This window comes from Flavobacterium sp. Root420 (assembly GCF_001427905.1).
Classification (GTDB): domain Bacteria; phylum Bacteroidota; class Bacteroidia; order Flavobacteriales; family Flavobacteriaceae; genus Flavobacterium.
Window position 1 is genome coordinate 147,368 of sequence record NZ_LMEF01000030.1, and the last position, 25,403, is coordinate 172,770.

The 25,403-nt window shown below is 35.0% G+C and carries 22 protein-coding genes; 18 read left to right on the forward strand and 4 right to left on the reverse strand.

What is annotated here, in order from left to right; genetic code table 11:
- Positions 1-22: 22 nt before the first annotated feature.
- Positions 23-1,495, reverse strand: coding sequence for a RagB/SusD family nutrient uptake outer membrane protein (locus ASC72_RS18045; protein WP_056194000.1), 1,473 nt, complete (start codon positions 1,493-1,495; stop codon positions 23-25).
- Positions 1,496-1,511: 16 nt separating this feature from the next.
- On the reverse strand, positions 1,512-4,643 hold the full coding sequence (locus ASC72_RS18050; protein WP_056194004.1) for a TonB-dependent receptor: 3,132 nt from the start codon (positions 4,641-4,643) through the stop codon (positions 1,512-1,514).
- A gap of 1,026 nt (positions 4,644-5,669) precedes the next feature.
- Here ASC72_RS18050 and ASC72_RS18055 point away from each other — a divergent pair.
- The 17 genes from ASC72_RS18055 to moaA all read left to right on the forward strand — a co-directional run bounded on the left by ASC72_RS18055 (position 5,670) and on the right by moaA (position 22,975).
- Positions 5,670-7,142, forward strand: a complete 1,473-nt coding sequence (locus ASC72_RS18055) for a nitrate/nitrite transporter (RefSeq protein WP_056194007.1) — start codon at positions 5,670-5,672, stop codon at positions 7,140-7,142.
- Positions 7,143-7,343: 201 nt separating this feature from the next.
- The gene (locus tag ASC72_RS18060; protein WP_056194010.1) at positions 7,344-8,816 is read left to right on the forward strand and encodes a nitrate/nitrite transporter; all 1,473 of its coding nucleotides are present in this window, start codon (positions 7,344-7,346) and stop codon (positions 8,814-8,816) included.
- Between the two features lie 21 nt (positions 8,817-8,837).
- The gene (locus tag ASC72_RS18065) at positions 8,838-10,430 is read left to right on the forward strand and encodes a magnesium transporter MgtE N-terminal domain-containing protein (RefSeq protein WP_056194013.1); all 1,593 of its coding nucleotides are present in this window, start codon (positions 8,838-8,840) and stop codon (positions 10,428-10,430) included.
- Between the two features lie 27 nt (positions 10,431-10,457).
- Complete coding sequence (locus ASC72_RS18070) at positions 10,458-11,507, forward strand: hypothetical protein (RefSeq protein ID WP_056194016.1); 1,050 nt, start codon at positions 10,458-10,460, stop codon at positions 11,505-11,507.
- Between the two features lie 122 nt (positions 11,508-11,629).
- Positions 11,630-13,846 (forward strand): molybdopterin oxidoreductase family protein, encoded by a 2,217-nt coding sequence (locus tag ASC72_RS18075; protein ID WP_056194535.1) that lies wholly within the window; start codon positions 11,630-11,632, stop codon positions 13,844-13,846.
- Between the two features lie 17 nt (positions 13,847-13,863).
- Complete coding sequence (locus ASC72_RS18080; protein ID WP_056194018.1) at positions 13,864-14,433, forward strand: 4Fe-4S dicluster domain-containing protein; 570 nt, start codon at positions 13,864-13,866, stop codon at positions 14,431-14,433.
- Between the two features lie 11 nt (positions 14,434-14,444).
- Positions 14,445-14,957 (forward strand): ubiquinol-cytochrome c reductase iron-sulfur subunit, encoded by a 513-nt coding sequence (locus tag ASC72_RS18085; RefSeq protein ID WP_056194021.1) that lies wholly within the window; start codon positions 14,445-14,447, stop codon positions 14,955-14,957.
- Between the two features lie 23 nt (positions 14,958-14,980).
- On the forward strand, positions 14,981-15,229 hold the full coding sequence (locus ASC72_RS18090; protein ID WP_056194024.1) for a DUF6755 family protein: 249 nt from the start codon (positions 14,981-14,983) through the stop codon (positions 15,227-15,229).
- A 253-nt stretch (positions 15,230-15,482) separates the two neighbouring features.
- Positions 15,483-16,655 carry a gephyrin-like molybdotransferase Glp gene (gene glp, locus ASC72_RS18095; protein ID WP_056194029.1) on the forward strand — a complete coding sequence of 391 codons (1,173 nt, stop codon included), beginning with the start codon at positions 15,483-15,485 and terminating at the stop codon, positions 16,653-16,655.
- A 202-nt stretch (positions 16,656-16,857) separates the two neighbouring features.
- Entirely contained in the window at positions 16,858-17,604 is a 747-nt protein-coding gene (locus ASC72_RS18100) for a sulfite exporter TauE/SafE family protein (RefSeq protein WP_056194031.1), read from the forward strand.
- Between the two features lie 255 nt (positions 17,605-17,859).
- Positions 17,860-18,432 carry a molybdenum cofactor guanylyltransferase gene (locus ASC72_RS18105; protein WP_056194036.1) on the forward strand — a complete coding sequence of 191 codons (573 nt, stop codon included), beginning with the start codon at positions 17,860-17,862 and terminating at the stop codon, positions 18,430-18,432.
- 5 nt (positions 18,433-18,437) lie between these two features.
- Entirely contained in the window at positions 18,438-19,229 is a 792-nt protein-coding gene (gene cobA, locus ASC72_RS18110) for a uroporphyrinogen-III C-methyltransferase (protein WP_056194039.1), read from the forward strand.
- The gene (locus ASC72_RS18115) at positions 19,229-19,465 is read left to right on the forward strand and encodes a MoaD/ThiS family protein (protein ID WP_056194042.1); all 237 of its coding nucleotides are present in this window, start codon (positions 19,229-19,231) and stop codon (positions 19,463-19,465) included. The genes cobA and ASC72_RS18115 overlap by 1 nt, the downstream gene beginning before the upstream one ends.
- A 10-nt stretch (positions 19,466-19,475) precedes the next feature.
- The gene (moeB, locus tag ASC72_RS18120; RefSeq protein WP_056194539.1) at positions 19,476-20,552 is read left to right on the forward strand and encodes a HesA/MoeB/ThiF family protein; all 1,077 of its coding nucleotides are present in this window, start codon (positions 19,476-19,478) and stop codon (positions 20,550-20,552) included.
- An 81-nt stretch (positions 20,553-20,633) separates the two neighbouring features.
- The gene (locus ASC72_RS18125; RefSeq protein ID WP_056194045.1) at positions 20,634-21,065 is read left to right on the forward strand and encodes a molybdenum cofactor biosynthesis protein MoaE; all 432 of its coding nucleotides are present in this window, start codon (positions 20,634-20,636) and stop codon (positions 21,063-21,065) included.
- 1 nt (position 21,066) lies between these two features.
- On the forward strand, positions 21,067-21,981 hold the full coding sequence (gene moaCB, locus ASC72_RS18130; protein ID WP_056194048.1) for a bifunctional molybdenum cofactor biosynthesis protein MoaC/MoaB: 915 nt from the start codon (positions 21,067-21,069) through the stop codon (positions 21,979-21,981).
- Positions 21,968-22,975: a GTP 3',8-cyclase MoaA gene (moaA, locus tag ASC72_RS18135; RefSeq protein WP_056194051.1), complete on the forward strand. Its 1,008-nt coding sequence runs from the start codon at positions 21,968-21,970 to the stop codon at positions 22,973-22,975. Before moaCB ends, moaA begins: the two co-directional genes overlap by 14 nt.
- Positions 22,976-23,139: 164 nt before the next feature.
- Here moaA and ASC72_RS24015 read toward each other — a convergent pair whose 3' ends face one another.
- Positions 23,140-23,451 (reverse strand): hypothetical protein, encoded by a 312-nt coding sequence (locus ASC72_RS24015; RefSeq protein ID WP_131725838.1) that lies wholly within the window; start codon positions 23,449-23,451, stop codon positions 23,140-23,142.
- A 61-nt stretch (positions 23,452-23,512) separates the two neighbouring features.
- Here ASC72_RS24015 and ASC72_RS24020 point away from each other — a divergent pair, with 61 nt between their 5' ends.
- Positions 23,513-23,836, forward strand: coding sequence for a hypothetical protein (locus ASC72_RS24020; protein ID WP_131725839.1), 324 nt, complete (start codon positions 23,513-23,515; stop codon positions 23,834-23,836).
- Between the two features lie 103 nt (positions 23,837-23,939).
- On the opposite strand, the gene ASC72_RS18145 is transcribed toward ASC72_RS24020, so the two are convergent.
- Positions 23,940-25,370, reverse strand: a complete 1,431-nt coding sequence (locus ASC72_RS18145; protein ID WP_056194056.1) for a rubredoxin — start codon at positions 25,368-25,370, stop codon at positions 23,940-23,942.
- Positions 25,371-25,403 lie beyond the last annotated feature (33 nt).

Below are 25,403 nucleotides of genomic sequence, written 5' to 3' on the forward strand. Positions count from 1 at the left end.
TACTCTTATGTAAGTCTTTTTATTAATAGCCGGGATTTTGAGGTAATCCAACAGGATCAATATTGCGTTCGCTTTGCGGAATAGGATATAAATTATTTCTTTCGGATACCGAGTTTTTAGCCGTTACTTTTTTTACCTCAGTAACTAAAGTTCCCCAACGCACTAGATCAAACCATCTTTGGCCTTCCTGAACAAATTCTTTTTTACGTTCTTCCTGAATGGCAGCTCTAAAAGTGGCTTGTGTCAATCCTGATAAATCTACAGTGGCATCTGGTGTCGTAATTGGTTTTCCAAACGCTCTTCTTCTTACCTGATTAATCAATTCATAAGCTTCCGGTGTTGGTGCTCCCTGTTCGTTTATCGCTTCCGCTAAAGACAATAAAATGTCGGCATAACGAATTACAGGAAAATTGATTGCCACATTAGCAGGGGTAGCGAGATTGCTAACATCCAAATATTTTTTGAAGATTGGCTTCGGAAAAGTATAAAGCGTCGTTGTGCCTGGAATCAGTAATTGTTTGGCATAACTCACATCTCTTCTTGTATCTCCGGCAGCATAAATGTCATAGAACAAAGCTACATCCGAAATGATATCAGCAGGTTCTGTTGCTGTAAATCCGGTAAAGGCAGTGGCCTGAAAAGTACTTCCGCTTGATCCGTTTCCGGCTTGGTTGGGTTCAAACTGAACAGAGAATATATGCTCTTTTCCATTCTTTTTTGCTTTCGCGAAAATATCTCCAAAACTTTCAAAAAGGGCATAACCATATCCGCCGTTGATTACTTCTCTGGATTTTGCGATCGCATTTGGCCAGTCTTTTCTGGTCAGATATACTTTGGCTAAAATCGCTTTTGCAGCTCCGGAGGTAGCGCGTCCGGCATCAGTTGCAGGATAAGTTGATGGTAAACCTTCGGCATCTTTTAAATCAGAAATAATTTGAGTATAAACTTCATCAACAGTCGCTCTTCTTGATTTTAAGCTTTCTAACTGAATAGAAGTGGGCTCGTGTAAAACAATTGGAACTCCTCCCCAAAGGCGAACTGCCTGAAAATACAATAAACCTCTGATGAATTTTGCTTCCAGAATCAATCTGTTTTTAACAGCATCTGTACCGGCAACTTTAGGAATATTATCAATAGAAACATTGGCTCTGTTGATTCCCGCGTAAATTTGGCGCCAGGCAACTTGTACACGATCTGAAGTCGCGTCATGAGTTAAACTACTTAAAGCTCTTACCTGTGGATTGGTTGCCGAAACTCCAGCCGATGCATAATCACTAGCCATATCAGTAAGGAAATATAGATTTCTACCAAATAAACTTTGTTCTCCCGGATCAAGACTTAAAGAAGCATAAACGGCAGTTACACTTGCAATAGCATCATCCTGTGTTTTAAAGTAATTATCTTCGGTTACGAAAGAGGTTGGTGTTACCTCCAGATCTGCGCACGAAACAAATAGTCCGGCAGTTAGTATGAATGTTATAATAATCTTTTTCATTTTATTTTTTTTTTACTTAGAAAGTTACGTTCAGGCCCGAAATGAATGTTTTAGAGTTTGGATAAGAACCAAAATCAATTCCCGGGTATAAGTTGTTTTGTTCGTATGAGCTTACTTCTGGATCATAACCAGTATATTTAGTCCATGTAATTAGGTTTTCAGCAGATACATAAAATTTTACACTCTTAGTTCCCAATTTTTTAGAAATACTTTTAGGTAATCTATATCCCAAAGTGATTAGCTTTAATCTTAAGAAAGAAGCATCTTCGACATAACGTTCTGAAACGATTCCAAGAGGAGAACTTGTTGCTCTCGGAATTTCATTGCTTGGGTTAGCTGTTGTCCAACGGTCTTCAAGGGTAACGTTGGCATTTGTTCCAAGAGTCGAAATTTCTAATTGCTGATTCAGTGCATTAAAGATTTTTCCGCCATAAGCGCCTTGGAAAGAAAAATTAAGATCAAAGTCATTGTAAGAAATGGTGTTACTGAAACTTCCAACAAATTTTGGCTGAGAAGTTCCAAGATTTCCTTTGTCAAGGGCTGTAATAACGCCATCTCCATTCGTATCAACATATCTTCTGTCACCCACTTTTGTATTGGCTAAACTGTTTATTTTTGGTTGTGTGTTAACTTCTTCCTGAGTCTGGAAAATTCCATTCGTTTTGTATCCCCAGAAAGTTCCTAAAGGCAGTCCTACTTTTACCGTTACAGGTTGTTGTTGTAATAAGGAACCATTTGGAACGATTGGGAAAAATTGATCAACTCCATTTCCTATCGAAACAACTTTGTTTTTATTGGCAGAGAAAACGAAGTTAGAATTCCATGAAAAGTTTTCTGTTTTGATGTTTTCTGTAATCAAACCAATCTCAATACCTTTATTTTCAACTCCACCAATATTCTGTAGGACAGTTGCATAGCCTGAAGTCAATGGAACTGGTACATTGATTAACAAATCGTTTGTTTTCTTGTAATAAACATCAAAAACAAAATTGATTCTTCGATCTAATAATGATAAGTCTAAACCAATATTATACTGATTTGTTTTTTCCCATTTCAAATCCGGGTTTGCCAGTCGGGTAGGAGCTAATCCTGTTTGTAGTGTTCCTCCAAAAGCATAGTTCACAGAACCCATTTGCGCAAGAGAAAGATAATTTCCAATTTCCTGGTTTCCAGTTGTTCCTGCTGTTATTCTAAGTTTGGCTTCTGTTACACCTTTGATGTTGTTGGCAAAATCTTCATCGGTAATATTCCACGAAAATCCAGCAGATGGGAAATAACCCCAAAGTGATTCTGATCCAAATCTTGAAGAACCATCGGCACGCCCGGAAAGTGTAAAATTGTATTTTCCTTTATAGGAATAGTTTACTCTTGCCAGCCATGATTTTAAAACACTTTCGAAAGCATCGCTATAAGGTTTTACCGGAACACCATCTTGTAAAGCGTTATAGGTATTGGCGTCATTTACAAAAGTGTTGGCGCCTGCATTTACCACTTCGCCTTTTGTGTATTGAAGTGTATATCCTCCCAAGGCAGAAAACTTATGATTATCACCGAAGTTAGTATTGTAGTTTAATGTGTTCTCATTCAATACTGAACTTACTAAACGATCTCCAACTGAGGCTAAACCTTTAGTTCCGGCTCCGGTAGTTGTAGTTGCTGGTGCATAATAATTTTGTTTGGTATCAAGAACATCTCCGCTAACAGCAACTTTTGCAGTAAGTTTTTTGGTTATTTTATATTCACCAAATAAGTTGGTCAAAATTCTGTTGATTTTAGTTTCATTAGTGGTATTCTCTAAATCATTAATCGGATTTGGAATAATTCCATTAACTGCAGTTGCATAAGGATTATTAGTTAAATTATAACTTCCATCAGGATTTTTAATAGGAACCACAGGAGGTTGATATAAGGCAACAACTAACGGGTTTGGTTGTCTACCGGCAGAAGACCCGCCGTTTGTTCCAACACCATTTGCAACCGAATTGCTATAATTAGCATTTACACCAAATTTAAAATTCTGAGAATAATTTCTTTCGTAATTGACACGAAGGGAAATTCTTTTGAAATCTGAAGCGATTACAATTCCTTCCTGTTGAAAATAACCTGCTGAAATGGCATATCTGGAACGTTCATCTCCGCCTGAAAAAGACAATTGGTGGTTTTGAACCGGTGCAGCAGTTCTAAAAACGGCATCTTGCCAGTCATAACTTCCCGAAGTTTTAAAAGCTTCTATTTGAGCTGCAGAAAATGAAGGTGCCTGACCAATACTTGCCTGAACGTCATTACGTAAACTTGCCCATTGGCTGGCATTCATAACATGCAACTTTTTTGAAACGTTCGCGAAACCAAAGTATCCCTGGTAAGAGATATTATCCTGACCTTTTGTTCCTTTTTTAGTAGTAACAATGACTACTCCGTTTGCCCCACGTGACCCGTAGATAGCAGTTGCAGAGGCATCTTTAAGCACTTCGATAGATTCTATATCACCTGGATTAATAGTAGATAAAACATTTACAGTGGCTCCCGCATAAGCGACTCCGGCAGTACTATTGTTGTTATCATTGTATATTAAAACTCCGTCAACAACATAAAGTGGTTCGTTACCTGCTGTAATAGAGTTTCCTCCTCTGATACGAACGCTTGAAGAAGCTCCGGGACGGCCAGAACTTTGTGTAACTACAACCCCAGGAATGGCACCACGTAATAAATTATCTGCCGATGAGGTAACCTGAGATAAATTTGCTTTTGGAACCGAAGCTACAGAACCTGTAATGTCTTTTCTCTTTTGAGAACCGTATCCAACTACTACTAATTCATCTAATTCCTGACGTTCTTCTTTTAAATGAATCGTCACAGGATTTTTATCAACAATTATCTCAGTTTTTTTATATCCAATATAACTTATGATTAATGTATAAGGTAATTTTTGACCTGTCTGAAAATAAAATTTTCCTTCTGCGTCGGTTTGAACGCCGTGTGTTGTTCCTTTAATAACGACAGAAGCTCCAATAATGGGCTGATTAGTAACATCATCTACAACAGTTCCGTCTAATTTAGATTGTATAAGTGGTGTCGTATTTTGAGCATTAACCCCGGCCGTCAGAAGCAGGAGAAATAGTATTGAGTATGTTTTTAAATTTTTTTTCATTTCTTTGTACTGGTTTAAGTAATTAACAAGACGCCCTGGGCACTGATTTTTCAGCACTCTAAATGTGTTCTTGATTTAGCGATAAATATTCTTTAAGCCTCGCCATTTCTGTTGCCGCAGAAATGGCTTTTTTTATTTATATACAGCAGCGATGCATCTTTTTCATTTTTCAGGTATTTAGTTATTAATTAATTATTTTTTTTGATTTATAGGTATAGTTTCAAGAATCATTTCAATACAAATAAATGTATCAGATAGATCTTTGGAATTTTCAATAAGAATTTTTATGGTGAATTTTAAATAGTTTCGTTTTTGGTTCCGATTTAATAATGAATAAAAAAACCGCTAAACGAAAAAAAAATGCTGAGATTTAGCAACAGAAGCACATATAACAAAATGCGTTATAAGTATTTTTTTTTTGAAGATTTAAATACGATATGCTTTCGGTTGTTTTCAAAATATAGTTTTTTTGGTTTCAAATATGATTTTAAACTCTACTAATCCTATAGACAAAGTTAATTTTAATCTAATAAAAACCAAAAAAAACTTAATTTTTTTTTCTTACAGCAGGAAATAAAGGGCGAAATTCAAAATTTTTAATTTGTAATTATTTGTAAATCAATTAATTGAATTCGTTTTTTTTAAAATGAAAAATGTTAAATCCATACTCATATGAGGCTTTAAAATGTAGTATTTTATACTTGTTTTTTATGTTTTGATTATTAGTTTAATTATGCAAACTGATACAAAAACGTCTGAAAAGCAATTATTTAAAAATATTGGTGCCTTTTTGAGCAAACTAAAATTCAATATTTCAAAGTATTTAAAAAAAAATAGAAAGGAATATTTTTTTTAAAGCTAATTCCAAAAGCAACAAGATTTAAATACTTGGTATTTAGTTATTTAGTAATATATTTTTGCTTAATTTTATAAGGCTCAATTTTCATAAGCAAAAAAATATCTATTTTTTGACTGATTTATAGCGATTTACGTTTTGAAAAATAATCTACTTAAATACTATATTCTATGGCAAATCTTTCACAATCACATCGCATTCTTTTTTTCAATACATTAGGTTTTATGGTTTGTTTCGCCTGTTGGACACTCAACGGCGTTTTAGTAACTTTTTTAAATGATCGTGGTATTTTTGAATGGAGTGTCGTCGAAATAGGATGGTTGTTGGGAATTCCGATTTTAACTGGTTCTATTATGCGATTGCCAATGGGAATTTTAACCGATAAATATGGGGGAAAACCAGTTTTTTCATGCTTGTTAATTCTAAGTTCAATTCCGTTATTTTTACTTCCTTTTGCAACCAACTTTTGGACATTTGCAATTTTAAGTTTCCTTTTCGGAATGGTGGGTACCAGTTTTGCCATTGGCGTAGGATATACTTCGATCTGGTATCCAAAAGAATGGCAGGGAAGGGCATTGGGAATTTTCGGAATGGGAAGTTCAGGAGCAGCTTTGACAACATTTTTAGCACCAACTTTACTTAACAATTTTACAGAGAATGATCCGGAAAATGGATGGAAATGGCTGCCTGTTATTTATGGAATTGCTTTATTAGCGACAGGAATTGTATTTTTTATTTTTACAACAAATAAGAAAGTAGAAGCAACATCTAAAACAATCAAACAATTATTGCAGCCTTTAAAAAGCGTTCGGGTCTGGCGTTTTGGACTATACTATTTTCTTGTTTTTGGTTCTTTTGTCAGTTTTTCACAATGGTTATTGCCCAATTTTATGAATGTATATCACACTACATTAGTCACCGGAGGTCTGTTTGCAGCATTTTTTAGTTTACCAACTGGCGTAATCAGAGCCTATGGTGGTTTTTTATCAGATCGTTTTGGAGCGCGAAAAGTAATGTATTGGGTATTGAGTTCTTCAGTCGTTTTAAGTTTTTTATTAATGTTTCCGAAGATGGAAATTACTACTGCCGGATCGGGTTTATTGGCTTCTAAAGCAGGAACAGTTACAAAGGTTTCAGAAGATCAGATTGTAGTTGGCGATAAAACGTATGCCATAACAAAAGATGATAAAGAGGCAGAACATAGTAAAATTTTACCTTCAAAAAAATCATGGCAAGAAGTAGTTGTGCAACAAAACCAACAAATTCAAAAGAAAGATTTATTGGCAGAAGGAATAACTCAAATTCATTTTGAAGCCAATATGTGGATTTACTTAGCACTCGTTATTTTAATTGGTGCGGCTTGGGGAATAGGCGCCGCTGCGGTATACAAACATATTCCGGATTATTTTCCAAATGAGGTCGGAGTAATTGGTGGAATGGTGGGCATGTTGGGTGGTTTAGGAGGTTTTTTCGGGCCCATTATTTTCGGATATTTATTAAGTTTTACGGGTTTTTGGACGAGTTCGTGGGTATTTATTTTAGCAATTTCGTTAATATGCCTGATTTGGATGCATCGTGTTGTGGTTAATTTAATGAAAGAGAAGTCTCCTGAATACGCAAAAGACATGGATAGAAAAAGTTAAACTGATTTTATACTATCAATATTTTATAAAGCTTGTCTCATTAATTTAAGAGACAAGCTTTTTTATTACTTCATTTTTCTGCATAAAGGATATAAATATCGTTATATGATATATGTCATTTTCTAGGAGTACATAAGGCTATAATTTTGCTCCAAATGAGAATGCAGTGTCTCATTATTAAGTCATTTTAAAAGCCTTTTTATGAGCGGTTTATCTCAATCCCATCGAATTTTATTTTTAAACACACTTGCTTTTACTATATGTTTTGCCTGCTGGACATTAAATGGTGTGCTTGTCACTTATCTTGTTGATAAAGGTATTTTTAACTGGACAGTTGTAGAAACCGGCTGGTTGTTAGGAATTCCTATTTTATCCGGTTCAATATTCCGACTTCCAATAGGAATATTAACAGATAAATATGGTGGTAAAATTGTTTTTACCGTTTTACTATTGTTATGTTCTGTACCGCTTTTTCTGCTTCCGTTTGCCAATTCATTTTGGAGTTTTGCAGTTCTAAGTTTTTTCTTCGGATTGGTAGGAACCAGTTTTGCTGTTGGAATTGGTTATACTTCAGTATGGTATCCAAAAAGTGGGCAGGGAAGAGCTTTAGGCATCTTTGGAATGGGAAATGCCGGTGCGGCGATTACTACTTTTATAGCCCCGACTTTATTAAATAACCTCTCAGAAAAAGATCCCATAAATGGCTGGAAAACATTGCCTGTTATTTATGGTGGCGCTTTAGTACTGATAGGATTGCTTTTTATTGTTGTTGCTAAAAACAAAACCAATCAGGCAGCTTCAAAATCAATAACCGATTTATTATCTCCACTTAAAAATATCCGTGTCTGGCGTTTTGGCGCATACTACTTTTTAGTCTTCGGTTTCTTCGTAGCCTATTCACAATGGCTCTTACCCAATTTTATGAATGTTTATCACACTTCCTTAGTTATGGGCGGAATGTTTGCAACTATGTTTAGTTTGCCATCCGGCGTAATCAGGGCTTTTGGAGGTTATTTATCCGATAAATTCGGAGCTAGAAAAGTCATGTATTGGGTTCTCGGCTCCTCAATAGTAATCAGTTTTTTATTGATGTTTCCTAAGATGGAAGTGTTTACAACGGGGCCGGGAGTTATGGCTTCTACAAATGGAATTGTTACCGAAGTTTCCGCTAATGAAATAATAGTAAACGGTAAAGCACATAAAGTTTCAGAGAAACAGATCAGCGATAATAACGAAACTTCAATTTTTCCAATAAAAAATTCCTGGCAGGAAATCGTGGTAAAACAGAATCAGGAAGTCAAAAAGAAAGAATTATTAGCACAAGGCATTACCCAAATTAAGTTTAACGCCAATCTTTGGGTGTATGTGGTTTTGGTAATCCTGATAGGAGTTTCGTGGGGAATTGGAAAGGCCGCAGTATACAAACACATTCCGGAATATTTTCCAAATGAAGTTGGAGTGGTTGGCGGAATGGTTGGTTTAATTGGTGGACTTGGCGGATTTATGGGGCCAATAATTTTTGGTTACCTGCTAAATGCTACAGGGCTATGGACCAGTTCCTGGATTTTCATTTTCGCAGTCTCCGTTCTTTGTTTGCTCTGGATGCACCGAACAATTATAAAGGCAATGCGAATTAAATCGCCGGAATTTACCAGAGATATAGAAGATAAATAATAAAATTAAACAAAGAATAATATGAAAACCTGGTTAGACAAATGGGAGCCTGAAGATGAAATGTTTTGGAATACTGCAGGAAGTAAAATTGCATGGAGAACCTTAACAATAACAACACTTACTTTAATACTATCGTTTGCCTCCTGGTTTATGATGAGTGTAATAGCCGTTAAATTGCCAGGCTTAGGATTTAACTTTTCCAAAGATCAGTTATTTTGGCTGACAGCCATTCCCGGTTTGGCCGCCGGATTCTTAAGAATCATTCACACTTTTATTTTACCCATATTTGGGACCCGACATGTGGTTTCTTTTGCAACCGCGATCAAATTAATTCCTGTAATCGGAATTGGTTTTGCAGTAATGAACATCAATACTCCATTTTGGGTATTTGCTGTATTGGCTTTTACAACGGGTTTTGGAGGCGGAGATTTCTCTTCTTATATGCCGAGCACGAGTTTGTTTTTTCCAAAAAGACTGAAAGGAACTGCGTTAGGTATACAAGCCGGAATTGGAAATTTCGGAGTTTCGGTTGCACAGTTTGTTACGCCATTAATTATAAGTATTGGAATTTACGGAACAGCTTCAGTATTTACCAGTATTGATCAAAAAGAAACCATTAGCGTTTTTCAGAATTCATCCATCGAAAAACAAAAAGAAGTTTTTGGTTCACTTAATGCCGACGTGCAAACTAAAATATTATCAAACGTAAAGAAAACGGTTATCGATTCAGTTAAGACATCAATTAATTCAGATGATAAAGCTATTCTTTTTAGTTCATTACCGGTAAAAGCGAAAGCAAAGGCAATTTCAAATGCAAATCCGAAATTGGCAGAGAGAATATTAAATGATATTAATCCTCAAAACACTGCGGTTAAAAACAAGGAAATATATTTACAATCAGCTGCTTTTTGGTTTGTTCCTTTCTTATTGTTATTGTCAATTGTGAGTTGGTTCTATTTAAGAAGTATTCCAATGAAAGCTTCAATAAAAGAACAATTGGATATTTTTTCCAATAAACATACCTGGTATTGCACGATAACGTATTTAATGACTTTTGGAACTTTTGCAGGTTTATCAGCCGCTTTTCCTCTAATGATTAAATTTTTATACGGAGATTTTCCAAATGCGCCAGATCCTTTGGTATATGCTTTTTATGGGCCGCTTATAGGTTCAGCAAGTAGAATTGCCTTTGGTTTTGTTGCCGATAAAGTGGGAGGTGCAATACTGACTACAATTACAGGTTTAGGAATTTTGGCTGGAGCTATTATTTTGGTAACTCAGGGATTGGTAGCACCAACAAGTATGGATCAATTTCCACTTTTTGTAGCAGTAATTTTAGCCATGTTCTTCTTTACCGGAATCGGGAATGCGGGAACATTTAGACAATATCCAATTATTTTTGCAGAAAATCAACGTCAGGCAGCCGGAGTAATAGGTTGGACAGCCGCAATTGCAGCATTTGGTCCATTTATTTTTTCAAAACTTATTGGGAATAATATATCTGCTAATGGTACTGTAAATCAATTCTTTATTGGCGTTGTTATTTTCACTATATTAGCTACAGGTGTCAATTGGTGGTTTTATAATCGTAAGAACTGTGAAAAACCGAGTTAAGGAGTAATCATTAAATTTTAATTAAGGATGAAAAATAAAACATTTAATACCAAGGCTTTACTTATAGCCACTGCAGTATCAATACTGACTATTGTTTTTGTTTTTTATGGGTCCAGAAAACTGCAAAATTTTGATGCCGCGCTAATCACCTATTTATTCGGAACTGTCTTTGCTTTCTTCGGAATTGTTTATCGATATTCAGTTTGGCTTCAAAGACCACCAACCTGGATGTACTTCAAACGCAGTCTTCAATTTTTATTCACAGGCAAAATACTTTCGCACTTATGGTTTTTAGGAAAAGAATCTGTGGAAAATATAGCAGTTCAAAAATTCATTTACCCCAGAAGTAAATACCGCTGGTTTGCCCATTTTTGTATTGCATTAGGCTGTATGTCGGCTTTCGCCATAACCATTCCGCTGACATTTGGCTGGATTCATTTTACATTGGCTCCAAATTCCATTTCCATTTACGAAGCTCATTTTTTTGGATTTAAAATGATGGACTTTAAAATAGGATCTTTTCTTGCATTCTTGATTTTTCACGCTTTAAATTGGTCCTCCTGGCTGGTCATAATTGGATCTGTTTATTATCTCCGAAGACGATTAACAAATCCCGGTTTAATAGCAACACAATCTTTTGAAGGCGATTTATTGCCTCTAATTCTTCTAATTGCAATCTCGGTTACAGGATTATGTCTGACGTATTCCTATCAATTCATGAAAGGATTTGCGTATGATTTTCTGGCTGTAATTCATGCCGTGACCGTAATCATGTTTTTAATATGGATTCCGTTTGGAAAGTTCTTTCATATTATTCAGCGTCCAGCCCAGATTGGAGCTCATATTTACAAAAAAGAAGGAATTAAAAAAGGAATGGCAGTTTGTCCACATACCGGAGAAGAATTTGCCACCCAACTTCATATTGATGATTTAAAAATCGTTACCAAACAATTAGGTTTTGATTTCACACACGAAGATGGAACTTCACATCTTGACTTAAGCCCCGAAGGAAAAAGATCCCGTTTGGCACAAGCACACTTAAAAGCAAGATTAGAAAGCGGAAGCTTATTTGGATAAATTAAAAAGTTTCAGGTTTATTTTGTTTCAGGTTTCAGGTTTCCACTTTGTGTAAACTTTAGTTTATAGCCAAGCTATATCAACCTGAAACCTGAAACTTGAAACAAAAAAACAAAAAGAAAATGGCAAAATTACCTGTATCAACTGAAAAAATAATTGAGGCTTTCGGTCCTCATCTAAATTATGCGCCAAAAGATGGTTACGAAGGTAGAGACGAACCTGATGAGCTTGTAAAAACACATTGTTGTTTCTGCGGAATGCAATGCGGGATTCAATTGTCAGTAAAAGATAATAAAGTAGTAGGTTTTGAACCCTGGATGGAATTTCCTTTTAATGAAGGGCGTTTGTGTCCAAAAGGAGTGCAGCGTTATCTGCAAAATAATCATCCTGACAGACTTTTGCATCCTATAAAAAGGGTAGAAGGAAAGGGTTTTGAAAAAACAACATGGGATGAAGCGATGGATAAAACCGTTTCTGAAATCAAAAGAATTCAGGAAAAATATGGTAAACATGCTTTTTCAATGTTATCAGGCGTATCGCTTACTAATGAAAAAAGTTATTTGGTTGGAAAATTTGCGCGTGTTGCCTTAAAAACCAGAAATCTGGATTATAACGGAAGGCTTTGTATGGTAAGTGCCGGTGCAGGAAATAAAAAAGCGTTTGGTTTAGACAGGGCTTCCAATAATTATTCGGATTTAGAATATGCCGAAGTGATTATCGTGGCTGGTGCCAATATCAGTGAGACTTTTCCAACTTTAACGCATTGGATCTGGAAAGCCAGAGATCGTGGAGCAAAATTGATTGTGATCGATCCGAGAATGATTCCGCTAGCCAGAACTGCAGATATTCATTTGGATGTAAAACCCGGAACAGATTCGGCTTTATACGGTGCAATGCTGAAATATCTCGTTGATCACGACATGTTAGATCATGATTTTATTGATAATTATACATCTGGATTTCAGGAAACAATCGATGCTGTAAAAGACTATACTTTAGAATGGGCAGAAGAAATTACCGGAATTGACAAAGATAAAATCAAAGCTGCAGCCGAATTATGGGGCAAAGCCAAAACAAGTTTCCTGCTTCACGCACGTGGCATAGAACATCACTCAAAAGGAGTCGATAATGTTTTAGGCTGTATTAATTTAGTTTTGGCAACCGGAAGAATTGGCAGACCTTATTGTGGTTACGGAACAATTACCGGACAAGGAAATGGCCAAGGAGGAAGAGAGCATGGTCACAAATGCGATCAATTACCGGGAAACAGGGATATTGAAAATCCGGAACACCGAAAATATATTTCTGAAGTTTGGGGAATCGATGAAAAAGACATGCCCGGAAAAGGACTTACAGCTTATGAAATTATAGAAGCTATTCATAGAGATGAAATCAAAGGATTAATTTCGATTTGTTTTAACCCATTAGTATCGCTTCCAAACAACAATTATGTAAGATCGGCTCTGGAAAAATTAGAATTCTATGTGTGTATTGATTTCTTTTTGAATGAAACTGCCCGTCATGCGGATATTGTTCTGGCCGGTTCTTTACAGGAAGAAGAAGAGGGAACAACAACTTCGGCAGAAGGACGTGTTATTAGAATTAGACAAGCTGTTACACCTCCAGGTGATGCAAGAACAGATACTTCAATATTATTAGAAATTGCCGAACGTTTGGGTGAAAAAGATAAGTTTACTTATGATAACAGTGAGGCCATTTTTAATGAATTAAGAGTGGCTTCAAAAGGAGGAACAGCAGATTATTTTGGAATTACCTATAAAAAAGTGGAAGACAATATGGGTGTTTTCTGGCCGTGTCCGTCATTAGATCATCCGGGAACTCCCAGATTATGGGAAGACAAAAAGTTTAAAACTCCGGACGGAAAAGCACATTTTAATCCCGCTCCCTATAAATTACCGGGTGAAGTTACAGATGATGAATATCCGATAATATTAACCACAGGACGTGTAGTTTCGCAATATCTAAGTGGAACACAAACACGCAGAATTGGTAAACTGGTCGATCAATTTCCGGAACCAATGTTAGAAATTCATCCGGAATTAGCTTCAAAATATAATATAAAACAACGCGAATTAATAAGAGTTGTAACCCGAAGAGGCGAAGGAATTTTTCCGGCAAATATTGTTGAAACAATTCGTAAGGATACGGTTTTTATACCCTACCACTGGCCGGGAGCCAAATCAGCAAACCAATTGACGCCGGGAACTTTAGATCCTATTTCTAAAATACCTGAATTTAAAGTTTGTGCGTGTTTATTAGATCCGCAAGGAAAAATTGCGCCGTCATCTAAAGAATCGGAAGCTTATGCAAGTGTTTAATCTATAAAAATCACATTATGAACTTAACTAATTTTAATAGAAATGAAGAGTTTTTTGTAGATCTGCAGCGCTGTATTGGCTGTAAAGCCTGTGAAATGGCTTGTGCCGAATGTGAAACGAATGGTCAGGAATCCTTGATCAGCGTAAATTATGTAGAGCGTTCCTCAACCATTCAGACAACAGTTCAGGTTTGCATGCATTGTGAGGATCCGGTTTGTGCCAATGTTTGTCCGGCAGATGCTATTTCGCAGGATGAATTTGGAGTGGTGCATACTGCCAGTACGGAAAGATGTATAGGATGTTCCAATTGTGTGATGGCATGTCCGTTTGGAGTTCCGAAAAAAATGGAAGAATACGATCTGATGATGAAGTGTACCATGTGCTATGACAGAACTAGTGTTGGCAAAAAACCGATGTGTGCTACTGTTTGCCCGAGTGGAGCTTTATTTTACGGAACAAGAGAAGAAATCGAAGAAATGCGACCAAACAGTACCCCGGTAAATACCTTCATTTTTGGAAAAGAAACGGTCAATACCAAAGTAAATATTATGATGCCAAAAGGCAGTAATGAATTAAGAATATATTAAAAATTAGATCCATGTCTAAAGAAGATAATTTAAATAAAAACTGGAAAAAAGATTTCCCGATACAAAAGCAGGAATCAACGCAGGTAAGCCGACGCGATTTTGCAAAATTCCTGACTTTTGTTTCAGGAGGATTAATGATAGGCAGCGGATTTGTAGCTGCCAAAGCTTATTTATTGCCAAAAGAAGGAGTACAAGGCGAACATTTTATTTGCAATAAAGATGAAGTTCCCGTTGGCGGAACCAGAGGTTTCGTAATTGAAGGCAGTACTGTCCCTTATATTTTGGTGCATTTAGAAAGTGGTGATTTCAGGGCTTACGAGCAAAAATGTACCCATTTGTCCTGTTCCGTATTTTACAAACCAGGAACTGGAATTATTCACTGCCCATGCCACGAAGGTTCTTTTGATGCTATGACCGGTGATGTAATTGCAGGTCCGCCACCAAGAGCTTTGCCTCAATTAGAAGTTTTTTTCAAAGAAAATAAAGTATTTGTTAAAGCTTATATCGAAGAAAAAGAGAGTTAGAATAAATTTAAAAATGAATTATCATGAGTACATTTAGACGAAGTCAGAATCGTGCCAATCCTAATAAACTGAACAACATTCTTTCAACTCTTATTTTTATACTAATTTTAAATGTGAGTATTCAAATTTGGCTGTTATATGCATCACTCAACAATGCATTAGACAACAATAAAGAAATATTACTTCCCGCATTTATAGCATCAGCTATATTATTTTTTATTGGCTTTGCGTGGCTGTATTACCTTCCGAAAGGAAACTTCAAAAAGGAATAAGTCTGAGAATTTGAAATATCTTTCAGTTAATTCTATTTTATTTAAAAAGTTTGATAAAAATACAATTCAAACTCATTGCTTAATTCCAAATTTAAGCACCATCAAAATGCTATTTTTTGTTTTTTCTGAACGTATTTGAAGAATTAAGCATAAATTTATAATCTTTAAATATTTTAGATAATTAACGATTTAAACTAAGTAAAAATACTTATATTTGTAATAAGTATTTTTTGCTTGTAATAATATAGCAGCCATGATTCAAGTTGAACAAGCCTTATCGATTATTGCGGAAAATAGCACTAAAATGCCGACTCAAAAAATACAAGTGCATAAAGCATTAGGATATGTTTTGGCAGAAACGGTTTATTCACCAATTGATATGCCGCCCTTTCGCCAATCGGCTATGGATGGTTACGCTTTTATACATGGTGAAAAACATCAGTATGATGTTGTGAGTAGTTCACAAGCAGGAGATCATGCGAATATAAAATTAAAAGAAAACGAAGCAGTACGCATTTTTACGGGTGCCTTTGTTCCGGATGATGCAGATACGGTAGTAATGCAGGAACATGTTTTGGTAAACAAAGATTCTATTTTGATCGCCAGCATGCCAAAACAATTTACAAATGTTCGTGCAAAAGGGGAGCAGATAAAAAAGGAAGAGGTTGTTTTTGAAGCTAATACTTTGATTACACCGGCAGCGATTGGGTTTTTAGCTTGTCTCGGAATTACTGAAATAACAGTTTATGAAAAACCTAAAGTGGCTATTTTAGTGACTGGAAATGAATTGGTAAAACCGGGTAAAAAATTACCGAAAGGAAAGATTTATGAAAGTAATTCGGTTATGCTTCAGGCAGCGCTACAAACGATAGGAATAAAAAAAATAAAAAGTTATAAGGTTAAGGATAATCTTAAAGCGACTAAAAAAGCGTTAAAAGACATTCTTGAAAAAAATGATATCATTTTAATTTCGGGCGGAATTTCAGTAGGGGATTATGATTTCGTAAAAGAAGCTTTATTGGCCAATGATGTTGAAGAGCTTTTCTATAAAATCAACCAAAAGCCTGGAAAACCAATGTTTTTTGGACGTAAAAATGATAGTTTAGTTTTTGCTTTACCTGGAAACCCAGCATCTTCACTGACTAATTTTTATGTTTACGTTTATCCGGCGATTAAAAACAGAATGGGTTTTGCAGAAATTCATTTGCCAAAATTAATGCGAAAATTAAACAGTGAAATTACGAATTCAACTGGTAAAACATTATTTTTAAAAGCTTTGTATGATGAAACTCATGTCACAGTTTTAGACAGCCAAAGCTCAGCAATGCTTAATACATTTGCGATTGCCAACAGTTTACTGATTGTACCGAATGATACAGAAAACCTTAAAAAAGGTGCACTTGTGACTTTATTGCCAATTGATTAGTGGATTTAAGAATTAAAGAATAAAGAATAAAGAATAAAGAATAAAGAATAAAGAATAAAGAATAAAGAATAAAGAATAAAGAATAAAGAATAAAGAATAAAGAATAAAGAATTTCAAGCTTAAACAGCAGTGTGTAATTTTAAACATATAGCCTAACTTGGAACCTTTAACTTGAAACAAAGAAAACCTGAAACAAAAAAACATGAATCTCCTTAGTTCCGAAAATATGATCCTTTTCAGCTTCGCATTAATCGTGATTGCATTTTTATATTCCAGTGTTGGACACGGCGGAGCATCAGGTTATTTGGCATTAATGACGATTTTTGCTTTTCCAATTTCAGTTATGAAACCATCGGCATTATTATTGAATCTATTTGTTTCGAGTATTTCGTTTTTCTTTTATTATAAAATGAATTATTTCAAGCCTAAATTGTTTTATCCGTTTGCAATAGCTTCGATTCCGGCAGCGTTTATTGGTGGTTTTATTACTTTGGATAATACAATTTATAAAATTATTTTGGGAGTGGTTTTGGTGTTTGCAGCGTTAAGATTATTCGGAATATTCAATTTTAAGGAAAAAGAAGCCGTGACAATTAATATTCCGCTTGCCTTGACCATCGGATTTGTTATTGGATTATTGTCTGGTATGTTAGGTATTGGTGGCGGAATTATATTGAGTCCGATTTTATTGTTTTTGGGATGGGCATCGATTAAAGAATCGGCAGCGATTTCGAGTTTGTTCATTTTTGTGAACTCATTTGCCGGAATTATGGGCTTCTTTTTAGGAGGAAAAACAGTTCCGACGGAAAGTTTTTATTTGGTTCCGATTGCCGTTGTAGGAGGCGTTTTGGGTGGTTATTATGGCAGCGGTTATTTCTCCAATAAAACATTAAAAATTGTTTTAGGAACGGTGATTTTAATGGCAAGCATTAAATTGATTTTTCCTTGAAATGCTTAGATAATAAATCTCCCAAGGTTGAAACCTTGGGCTATATTTTAGAAATGAATATAAGAACATAGCCAACGGTTTCAACCGTTGGGAGTATGAAACGATTAACGATACGTCTCCCGAGGTTGAAACCACGGGCTATATTTGAAAAAACGAATTAATAAACATAGCTAACAGTTTCAATCATTAAGGTCAAATGAAAAACACAATATTGGTAAGAACCTGAAACCTGAAACTTGAAACAAAAAATCAATCATGGAAACACTAACAGTATTTATTCTTTGTGGTGGAAAAAGTTCCCGAATGCAGTCAGAAAAAGGATTGGTGCTGTTTCAGGGAAAACCATTTATTGAACATATTATTCAGGCGATTTTGCCCATTACAGAACAAGTAAAATTAATAACGGCAACCAAAGAGTATGATTATTTGCCGTATCAAAAAATACCGGATATTATTTCTGATAAAGGACCATTGGGAGGAATATATACGGCATTATCAAATTCTGAAACCGAATTTAATTTGATTTTGAGTTGTGATATTCCGTTAATATCAACAGAGTTATTATCAGAACTAATTTCAAAACATAATGATGAAGCTGAAATTACGGTTTTTGCTTCAGAAAGCAGATTACATCCGTTGATTGGGATTTATTCTAAAAAAGTATTGCCCGCTATCAAAAACGCAATTGATAACGATGAATTAAAAATGATGGATTTGCTGGCGAAAATTCCGCATCAAATCCTCAATATTGACGAAAGTGAAAACTTTCATTTAACAAATATTAATTCGGTTGACGAATTAAACGACCTGAATATCAATTTAAGTTAAAAGTTATGCAAAACTCAAAAACACCAAAATTAACAATTGTAGGCGCAGGTCCTGGAGATGTTGAATTGATTACATTAAAAGCAATTAAAGCGTTGGAAAATGCTGACGTTGTTTTATATGATGCATTAGTAAATGAAGAATTATTAGGATACGCTGCAAATGCAGAAATTGTTTTTGTAGGCAAACGCTTGGGCTGTCATGCTTATACGCAGGATCAGATTAACGAATTGATTGTTTCAATGGCTAATCGTCATGGTCATGTGGTGCGTCTAAAAGGCGGTGATCCCTTTATTTTTGGAAGAGGTAGTGAAGAAATTGATTATGTAGAAAAATTTGGTCTGGAAACAGCGATAGTTCCCGGAATTTCATCTGCTTTGGGAGTTCCGGCTTCGGTTGGAATTAGTTTGACGCAACGCCAAATTGCAGAAAGCTTTTGGGTAATCACAGGAACAACTTCAGATCACAAATTATCTAAAGATGTATATTTGGCTTCAAAATCGGCTGCAACGGTTGTGATTTTGATGGGAATGCATAAATTAGAAGAAATCATTTCTATTTACAAAGAAAACCGTACTGATGATTTGCCGATAGCGATCATTCAAAACGGAACAAAAAATACGGAACAAAAGGTAATTGGAACTATCAGTTCAATTACTAAATTGGTATCAGAAAAAAAGATTTCTTCACCGGCAATTATTGTGATTGGAGAAGTAGTAAAAAATACTTCAAAATTGACTTCCTATTTTCAGGAGCATTTTGATGATGAATTTATCTTTCAGAATTTAAATTTAGAATAATGATTGAGATTAAATATTTTGGAGCTGTGGCTGAAAAGACTAAATGTGAATTCGAAAAAGTAGCTTTTTCTGAAGTTTCACTGCAACAATTATTGCAGGATTTAGAAATAAAATACCAATTCGATTCCCTTAGTTTTAGTGTGGCTGTCAATCAAAAAATAGTACCAAAAACAACCGATTATAAATTGCAGACAAGTGATGTTGTCGCTCTGTTGCCACCCTTTGCAGGAGGCTAAAATGAATTTTATGAAAGATTCAACACGTTATAACCGACAAATAATTCTGCCTGAAATAGGAGAAGCTGGCCAGTACAAATTATCTAAAGCAAAAGTTTTGATAATTGGTGCAGGCGGTTTGGGTGCTGCTGTTTTGCCTTATTTGGCTGCGGCAGGCGTTGGTGAAATCGGGATTGTTGATGATGATGTTATCGAAGTTTCTAATTTACAGCGTCAGGTAATTTATAAAACTTCTACTGTTGGAAAATACAAAGTGGATGAAGCCAAAGCCATGGTCTTTGAGTTAAATCCGTTAGTGAAAGTTAATACAATTGCAGAAAAACTTTCAGGAAAAAATGCAATTTCGTTATTTGAAAAATATGATATTATAGTTGATGCGACAGACAATCTTTCGATAAAATATTTAATTAGTGATGCTTGTTTAATCACAAATAAGCCAATGGTTTACGGATCTATTTTTAGATTTCAGGGACAAGTTTCGGTTTTTAATTATCAAAGCGGACCAACATACAGGTGTTTGTATCCAGATGAAAACAGTCAATCATTAAATTGTACAGATGCCGGAGTTATAGGAATTTCAGTTGGAATTATCGGTCTGCTTCAGGCTAATGAAGTAATCAAAATGGTTCTAGAAATTGGCGAGGTGTTAAGTGGTAAAATACTGGTTTATAATGTTTTAAATAATGAACAGCAAAAGTATGACTTTGAAAAGAATACTGATGTAGTTATGACTATGGAAGCTTTTAAAGAAAAATATAAAGTAACTGAAAATCAAATAGAAGAAATATCTGCCTCAGCAATTTTAGATGAAATTGATAATGACGGGGTGTTGTTTTTGGATATAAGAAATGAAGAAGAACTTCCGAAAATTAATTTCAAAAATGGAATTCAGATTCCATTGATAAACTTAGAAAGTGAAATTAAAAAACTGAATCCAAATCAAACGATTTATGTGTATTGCCAATCTGGAATAAGAAGTAAGATAGCAGTAGAAGTCCTTCAGAAAAAGGAATTCAAAAATGTAAAAAGTATAGCCGGAGGGGCTTTGGCATTAACCCAAATAATAAAAGAAAAAATTGCATATTAGGGAAATTTTTCCGCCACGAATTCACGAATTAAAATAATCATTCGTGAATTTGTGGCGGAAAAACTCAAAAAAATAAAGAAAATGAGTAAAAATGTATTTGTAGAAGGACCAATTTCTCCTGAATTTATTGCGGAGTCGATTGCTAAACATCAATCCAAACATACGATTGGAGCACATAATATTTTTTTAGGACAAGTTCGTGCCGATGTGATTCACGACAATACGGTTGTTGCGATTGATTATTCAGCCTATACCGATATGGCAAACGAAGCTTTGCATGCAATTCGTGAAAAGGCTTTCGCTAAATTCGATTTAACCTGCATGCACATTTATCATAGTCTGGGCGTGGTAAAAGCAGGCGAAATTTGTTTGTTTGTATTTGTTTCGGCAACAAGAAGAAAACAAGTTTATGAAGCAACAGAAACAATCGTGAACTGGATCAAAACAGATGTACCGATTTTTGGCAAAGAAATTTTTGAAAACGATACATTCACCTGGAAACAAAACACCTAAAATGGTAGATATTACGCATAAAATAAGCACATTAAGAGCCGCAACAGCAACAGCAATTGTCAAAGTCAGCAAACAGGAAACAATTGATGCTGTGGTGAATAATTTGGTTCCGAAAGGGAATGTGCTTGAAATGGCAAAAACGGCTGGGTTATTTGCGGTTAAAAACACGCATTTATCAATTCCGGATTGTCATCCGATTCCAATTGAATTTACTTCTGTGGAATATAAAATTGAAGGTTTGACGATTCAGATTATCTTCAATGTGAAAACGGTTTACAAAACCGGAGTTGAGGTTGAGGCTATGCACGGCGCTTCGATTGTAGCGCTTACGATGTACGATATGTTGAAGCCAATTGATAAAGAAATCGAAATTTCGACCATTAAATTAATCAATAAGGAAGGTGGGAAATCTTCTTTCAAAAATAAATTTCCGAACGTAATAAAAGCAGCAGTTTTTGTTTGTTCCGATTCCATTTTTGCAGGCGATAAGGAAGATCGTTCAGGAAAGATCATCGTTGAAAAACTGGATTCTTACGGAGTTGAAACAGCGCATTATGAGATTATTCCGGATGAAATTGATATTATTCAGGAAAAAACAAAGGCTTTCGCCAAAGAACATCAATTGGTAATTTTTACAGGCGGAACAGGATTATCACCAAGAGATGTAACACCCGAAGCATTATCGCCATTATTGGAAAGCAGGATTCCGGGAATCGAAGAAGCAATTCGCAATTACGGTCAACAAAGAATGCCATATGCTATGTTATCAAGAACGGTTGCAGGGACATTAGGGAAAAGTTTGGTTTTGGCTTTGCCAGGATCGACAAACGGAGCCAGAGAATCTATGGACGCTGTTTTTCCGCATGTGATGCACGTTTTTCATATTTTAAAAGGAAAAAATCATGACACCCTCTAAAGCCATTTTAACGGATGATTTTGGGCGAAAACACAATTATTTGCGTATTTCGTTACTGGAGAAATGCAATTTGCGTTGTACGTATTGCATGCCTGCTGACGGAATCGTATTGTCTCCAAAAGCCAGTTTAATGATGGCTGATGAAATTTTTGCTTTGGCTCAGACTTTCGTAGAAAATGGTGTAGATAAAATTAGATTAACAGGAGGAGAACCTTTATTAAGAAAAGATTTCCCTGAGATTATTTCGAAATTAGCGACTTTAGAAACTTCACTTTCTATTACAACAAACGGTATTTTAATTGATCGTCATATTGAGGCTTTAAAACAAGCTAACATCAAAAAAATTAATTTGAGTTTAGATACTTTGGTTTCCTCTAAATTTCACACTATAACGCTCAGAAACCAATTTGAAAAAGTCATTGATAATTTACACTTGCTTTTAAATAATGATTTCAAAGTAAAATTAAATGTAGTTTTGATGAAAGGTTTCAATGAAAATGAAATTACAGATTTTGTTCAATTAACGCAGTTTTTACCGATTTCAGTTCGCTTTATTGAGTTTATGCCTTTTGCCGGAAACGAGTGGGACAGAAGCAAAATGGTTTCTCAAAATGAGATTTTATCAGAAGTAAATAATGTATTTTCATCTGAAGAAATTCAAAAATTAGAAGATGAAAAAAACTTCACTGCCAGAACCTACAAAATAAAAGGTTTTCAGGGCGATTTCGGAATCATAAGTTCCATTACAAATCCGTTTTGTGATGGCTGTAATAGAATCCGCCTGACGGCAAACGGAAAAATCAAAAATTGTCTGTTCTCTAATTCAGAAACTGATTTATTAACAGCTTTTAGAAGTGGCGAATCGATTACCGATTTGATTTCAGAATCCATCAAAAATAAAAAGAAAGTCAGAGCCGGAATGGTTACAGTTTCTGAAATGGACGACCCGACTTTGCATTTTGATAATCGCAGCATGATTGCGATTGGGGGGTGATTTGACACAATTCAGGTGGTCATTGCGAGGAACGAAGCAATCACATGAAGAATGTCAAATATTGTTTTAGTTTTATAGTGTGGTTGCTTCGTTCCTCGCAATGACTCATAGGTGCGTATAAAACAAAAAAAGGTTCAACTTTCAAGCCAAACCTTCTTCAAATACTATTTTTTCTTCTTTTTATCTTTTGATTTACCCTTTTTTGCTTTTTCTTTTTCTGTTTTTTTAGCCTTAGCCTTAGCTTTTTTAATCTTTTCTTTTTCCTTTTTTTCTTTCTTTTTTGAATCAGATTTAAATTTGGCTAATTTGGCTTTTTCAAGTTTTTTTATAACAGCCTTTATAGCTTTCTCTCTTTTCTTAGCTTTTTCTTTTTTCTCCTTTAGCTTATTTTTTACCTTTTTATCTTTCGATTTATTTTTTACAATTTCAATCGCAATTTCATCAAGATTTAAAATCGCTTGTGGTTTATCACTCACATTCCTGGAAAGCGTTTTAATTTCGATAATTTCGGGAGTTACAGTTGAGCCTTTCGGCGGAGTGGTTGTTGTTCTTTTAACTACTGCTTTTGGAGTTGCGTTAGAAGCTGGTTTTACAGGCGTTTTTGCAGATGCTTTTATAGTTGCCGCCGGGGCTTTCGCAGCTGTTCTTGGAGCTCTTTTGACTGGAGCTTTTAGGGCTGGACTTTGTACAACAGGTTTGGTTTCTGCAGTATTTTCAGTAGCTGGTTTTGCAGGTTCTGCAGTTGAGGTTTCCGTATTTTTTACTGCTGGGGTTCTGGTTGTTCTTTTTATCATAATTGTACGTTTTATTGATTATAATAGTCTCGAACTAAGAAGAAGTTGGAAATCAATTATTTCGTAATTCTTAGCTAAGCTAAATTTAAGCAATTATTAAATACAATATTGTTAAGATTTTCCTTGAAATTCTCACGAATAAGAAATTACAATCACGAAAACAATAGAAATTAATTTTCAACAACCTCCAAAATCTTAAAATTACTTTTAGGAGCTTCACATAAAGAACAACAATAACTTTCAGCTAAATTCGTAAATAAAATTCCTTTTGGAATCCCTTGACTTTCATCACCGTATTCTGAATTATAAATAGTCAGGCATTCCTGGCATTGGTAAATATCCAATTGTAGTTTTTCTTTTTTCTGCGTATTTTCAATTGATTCAGGAATAGAATTCCCAAGTTCTTCAAAGTATTTTCGGCTTAATTCAATCAGGATCGTTGGTAATTCTAATTTGTCAATATCTTGCGAATGAACGATATATTCACGAGTATTGGGATCAAAATTCTTTGCAAATAAAACATTATAAGTGTCACGAATTTTAATCGATTCTAAATCTTTTGGCAATTCATTTTTTTCGACTACGATCGAAGTGAAATAATGACCATCACGATTGTATTCAGAGATTCCAAAAGTTAATCCGTAGGTACTAATATCAAATTGATCAAGCGTTCGAACCAAAAAGGTTTTCAGGTTCAAAGCCCATTCCATTGCCACTGGCAAGTGCCAATTTAATTCTAATAAAGAATGGCGAACATTGATTCCTTTTTTTCCCAGGAATTTCTCCCATTCCAGTTTTCTATCTTTCGGAATTCCTTTTACAATAAACGATTTCCAGGGTGTGATACATATTTTTCCGATTTTACAATCAAAACATAAATCACACATTTCTTTCAGGAAATCTAGGTCGTATAAATTATTTCTCCAATATAAACCTAACCAATACTGATCAATCCCCATACGGTTCATTCCTTCGTAATATGGAAAAGGATAAAACGGTACATTTAAGGGTTTGTCAATGGTTCTGTTATTAGTGTCTAATGCTTCGCTGACTAAACTAAAAATCATATCGATTCCATGTGATTCTTCAGCTACTATTTTTTCGATTTCATAATAAAAAGTAGCAATATCCCAACTATAAATCAAAACGGGATAGACTTCCATACGTTCCCATTTTGGCAGACGAATGTACAAAAACCAGTAATCTTCATGCTCCGAAGCAATAAAGTTTAAATGGCCTGTAAATAGTGGAACTAACTGTTGCTTAGGATCATTAATATTGACTTTTAGCTTTGGCTGTTCTTTAAACTGTTCTAAAATATATAAGAATTTGTTTCCCGTAAGCCAATTGGTATTTCTGAAAATATCAGTAGAAACATAGGATGAAACAATGTTGTTACCACTTTTTTCATTTGGAAAAACAAAATGATGTTTCCCGATTTTTTCTTTGCTTGATAGATTTAATCCTTTTGGGAAAATTATATCCTGTCTTGAACCAAATGAAATCGAATCTAAACCATGATCGATTGCCATATTGACTACTTCACGTAATTCACCTGGCGATATAACGCCTCCTTTTACTATTAATCTTGTCAATTCCATGTCTTTAATTGTTTCAAGTTTCAAGTTTTTTAG

Coding starts and splice junctions, on each gene's coding strand:
- ASC72_RS18105 (WP_056194036.1), top strand. CDS start 17,860: ATGGAAACACTAACAGTATTTATTCTTTGTGGTGGAAAAAGTTCCCGA.
- ASC72_RS18090 (WP_056194024.1), top strand. CDS start 14,981: ATGAGTACATTTAGACGAAGTCAGAATCGTGCCAATCCTAATAAACTG.
- ASC72_RS18125 (WP_056194045.1), top strand. CDS start 20,634: ATGAGTAAAAATGTATTTGTAGAAGGACCAATTTCTCCTGAATTTATT.
- ASC72_RS18060 (WP_056194010.1), top strand. CDS start 7,344: ATGAGCGGTTTATCTCAATCCCATCGAATTTTATTTTTAAACACACTT.
- ASC72_RS18145 (WP_056194056.1), bottom strand. CDS start 25,370: ATGGAATTGACAAGATTAATAGTAAAAGGAGGCGTTATATCGCCAGGT.
- ASC72_RS18115 (WP_056194042.1), top strand. CDS start 19,229: ATGATTGAGATTAAATATTTTGGAGCTGTGGCTGAAAAGACTAAATGT.
- ASC72_RS18045 (WP_056194000.1), bottom strand. CDS start 1,495: ATGAAAAAGATTATTATAACATTCATACTAACTGCCGGACTATTTGTT.
- ASC72_RS18050 (WP_056194004.1), bottom strand. CDS start 4,643: ATGAAAAAAAATTTAAAAACATACTCAATACTATTTCTCCTGCTTCTG.
- ASC72_RS18065 (WP_056194013.1), top strand. CDS start 8,838: ATGAAAACCTGGTTAGACAAATGGGAGCCTGAAGATGAAATGTTTTGG.
- moeB (WP_056194539.1), top strand. CDS start 19,476: ATGAAAGATTCAACACGTTATAACCGACAAATAATTCTGCCTGAAATA.
- cobA (WP_056194039.1), top strand. CDS start 18,438: ATGCAAAACTCAAAAACACCAAAATTAACAATTGTAGGCGCAGGTCCT.
- ASC72_RS18070 (WP_056194016.1), top strand. CDS start 10,458: ATGAAAAATAAAACATTTAATACCAAGGCTTTACTTATAGCCACTGCA.
- ASC72_RS18100 (WP_056194031.1), top strand. CDS start 16,858: ATGAATCTCCTTAGTTCCGAAAATATGATCCTTTTCAGCTTCGCATTA.
- ASC72_RS18055 (WP_056194007.1), top strand. CDS start 5,670: ATGGCAAATCTTTCACAATCACATCGCATTCTTTTTTTCAATACATTA.
- ASC72_RS18085 (WP_056194021.1), top strand. CDS start 14,445: ATGTCTAAAGAAGATAATTTAAATAAAAACTGGAAAAAAGATTTCCCG.
- moaA (WP_056194051.1), top strand. CDS start 21,968: ATGACACCCTCTAAAGCCATTTTAACGGATGATTTTGGGCGAAAACAC.
- glp (WP_056194029.1), top strand. CDS start 15,483: ATGATTCAAGTTGAACAAGCCTTATCGATTATTGCGGAAAATAGCACT.
- moaCB (WP_056194048.1), top strand. CDS start 21,067: ATGGTAGATATTACGCATAAAATAAGCACATTAAGAGCCGCAACAGCA.
- ASC72_RS18080 (WP_056194018.1), top strand. CDS start 13,864: ATGAACTTAACTAATTTTAATAGAAATGAAGAGTTTTTTGTAGATCTG.
- ASC72_RS18075 (WP_056194535.1), top strand. CDS start 11,630: ATGGCAAAATTACCTGTATCAACTGAAAAAATAATTGAGGCTTTCGGT.